The 2,847-nt window shown below is 38.8% G+C and carries 3 protein-coding genes; all 3 read right to left on the bottom strand.

Translation table 11 applies throughout. The annotated features are described in order from the left end of the window. Positions 1-7: 7 nt before the first annotated feature. A complete protein-coding gene (locus tag ACR2F7_RS07190; RefSeq protein WP_432712905.1) occupies positions 8-1,027 on the bottom strand; it encodes an inorganic phosphate transporter in 1,020 nt (339 codons plus the stop codon). Positions 1,028-1,043: 16 nt separating this feature from the next. Beyond that, positions 1,044-1,685 (bottom strand): DUF47 domain-containing protein, encoded by a 642-nt coding sequence (locus tag ACR2F7_RS07195; protein WP_432712906.1) that lies wholly within the window; start codon positions 1,683-1,685, stop codon positions 1,044-1,046. A 135-nt stretch (positions 1,686-1,820) separates the two neighbouring features. Next, positions 1,821-2,846 (bottom strand): sensor histidine kinase, encoded by a 1,026-nt coding sequence (locus tag ACR2F7_RS07200; protein ID WP_432712907.1) that lies wholly within the window; start codon positions 2,844-2,846, stop codon positions 1,821-1,823. Position 2,847 lies beyond the last annotated feature (1 nt).

Genomic DNA, 2,847 nt, shown 5'->3' on the forward strand with positions numbered 1-2,847 from the left:
TTTTATTCTAGAAAAACCAGATATGGATAATCGAAAATACGATACCCGCTAAAGCTGCAGAAACAGGAATGGTTAACACCCATGCCCAAAGCAAACTTACGGTTACTCCCCAGCGTACTGCTGAAACTCTTTTTAACAAACCAACACCAATAATGGAACCGGTAATGGTGTGTGTAGTAGATACAGGAATACCAAAATGCTCTGTAATACCTAGGGTTACCGCACCAGAAGCTTCAGCTGCCACACCTTCAAAAGCCGTTACTTTTGTGATTTTAGAGCCCATTGTTTTCACAATTTTCCAGCCTCCACTCATTGTTCCAAGCGCAATGGCTGCATAACAGGCTATTGGAATCCACTCAGGCATCGTATCACCGGTTTTTAATGCTTTTCCCGCTACCATGGCAACATAAATGATACCCATTACTTTTTGAGCATCGTTACCACCGTGCGTAAAACTCAAAGCAGCAGAGGAAACCAATTGAAGTCTTTTGAACCACTTTTCAGCGATTGAGGGCCGGGCATTCTTAGATATATGTAAGATGATGATGGAAATGATCACCGAGACCAGCATCCCGATCACCGGTGCGAGCACAATAAAGGCAACAACTTTAAATATAGGGGCAAAGTTAATCGCTACGAGAACACTATCGCCCATAAAAGCTGCTTTTGCCATTCCGGCACCAGCAAAACCACCGATAAGGGTATGTGATGAACTTGAAGGGATGCCAAACCACCATGTAAATAAATTCCAGGTGATGGCGGCAAGCAAACCTGCCAGAATCACTTCAAGGGTAATATAATTTTCTACCACAGTTTTCGCGATGGTGTTCGCTACTTTGTGGTCTGTAAAGTAAAAGTAAGCTGCAAAGTTGAATAGAGCTGCCCAAAGTACGGCTTGAAATGGCGACAATACTTTAGTAGAAACAATAGTTGCAATAGAATTCGCTGCATCATGAAAACCATTGATATAGTCGAAACCAATAGCCAATACAATTACAACAATTAATAAGGTAAAAGTAGGATCCATGAGTTATTTTTGAAGTTTAAGCATTCTTAACCAAAATGGATTCCAATACATTAGCTGCATCTTCACATTTATCTGTTGCAAGTTCCAACGTTTGAAGAACTTCTTTTTGTTTAATCAATTCAATAGCATTAGTTTCGAATTCGAATAAACGCGCAATAGCAAGGTTACAGATATAATCTGCTTGATTTTCTCCGCTGTTGATTCTTACACAGGCATCAGCAATGACACGGATGTTTTTGAAACTTCTTAATTCTTTGATCGCTTTCTCCAAATCGGTACACATCTCCACCAGCAATTCTGCAAGTTTGATCATGGAATCACCAATTTTAACGATGTTATATAATTCAATGTTGGTGGCTGAAGCGTGGATGTAATCCGCGATATCATCTACAGCACTGGCAAGGGAGTGAATATCCTCTCTGTCGAAGGGGGTGATGAAGTTTTTACTTAACTCCAAAAAGATCGAATGGGTAATGTCGTCGCCAACATGCTCTAATCGCTCTATCTCTTTAATATGTTCTTTTCTTTTTGCAAGGTCTGCGGTATTCAAGGCAATCAATAACGCTTCAGAGATCTTTACTGCGTTGTTTGCAGCAAGTTCAAATAGGGGCTGGAATTTTTTATCTTTCGGTGTAAAGAACTTAAAAATATTGTTCATCTGTATGTTTATGTTTCTTTTATTGGCCGCAAAGAATTCATTTATTCCTGTCGGCTCCAACAAAATATTTTACAAAAGTAGGATTGCAATGTTAAGTTAGTGTTAAGGATTGGGAATAATGGATTTAATATTAATTTAACTTGCCTTAGCCAATGTAAAGGCAAATGTAGTTCCGATATTTTGGGTGCTGCGTACAGAAATAATTTGTTGATGTGCTTCGAGTATATGTTTTACAATAGCTAAGCCTAAACCGGTACCGCCGATTTCTCTGGAACGATGAGAATCAATTCTGTAGAAACGCTCAAATAACCGTGGTAAATGTTTCTCCTCAATGCCAATGCCGTTATCGGTTACTTCAATCAGGTATTGGTCATGAAGTTCAAAAATCTTAATGGCGGTGGTACCATGCTCACGGCCATATTTCAGTGAGTTTTGAACCAGGTTGAGCATCACCTGTCTTATTTTCTCCCTGTCGGCCAATACTGGTGCAGGGTGGGCATATTTCTCTTTAAAGGTGATTTTGATGTCTTTGATTTTTGCTTTATCTTCCATGGCATCCATCACCTCACGGGCAAGCATTACAAAATCAAATTTTTGAAAGTTTATGGGAACCTCGCCACTTTCAATCTTAGAAATGGCATCAAGGTCGGTAATCAGGTAAGTCAGTCGCTCTACATTCTTCTCTGCTTTCTTCAAAAACTTAATGGCTCTTTCAGGATCCTCAAGGATACAGTCTTCCAAAGCCTCAATATAGCCCTGGATGGCAAATAATGGTGTTTTAAATTCATGAGATACATTAGAAAGAAACTCTCTTCTGTATTGCTCTTGTTGTTTAAGAATGTCAATTTCCTGTTTCTTTGCACCTGCCCATTCTAAAACTTCATGTTCTACATCATTAATGGGGTCATTACTTACATATTCTCCAAGTGCATCTTTGAGGTCCTTCCCTAATTTAAGGTTATGAATAAGTTTATAAATCAGCTTTATTTTTGAATAGATATACTTTTCTAGAAGGTAATAGAAAACAATAAAACTGGTGACAAAGGAAACGCCAAAGGAGACCAACAAGTAATACCAGCTGTTTTGGAAGTGAAAATTAACCAAACCAATAGAGAGCGCAACGGCAAGCGCAGTAATGAGAACTAATACACTTAACTTCATA

Source organism: Pedobacter sp. (genome assembly GCF_045628745.1).
GTDB lineage: Bacteria > Bacteroidota > Bacteroidia > Sphingobacteriales > Sphingobacteriaceae > Pedobacter.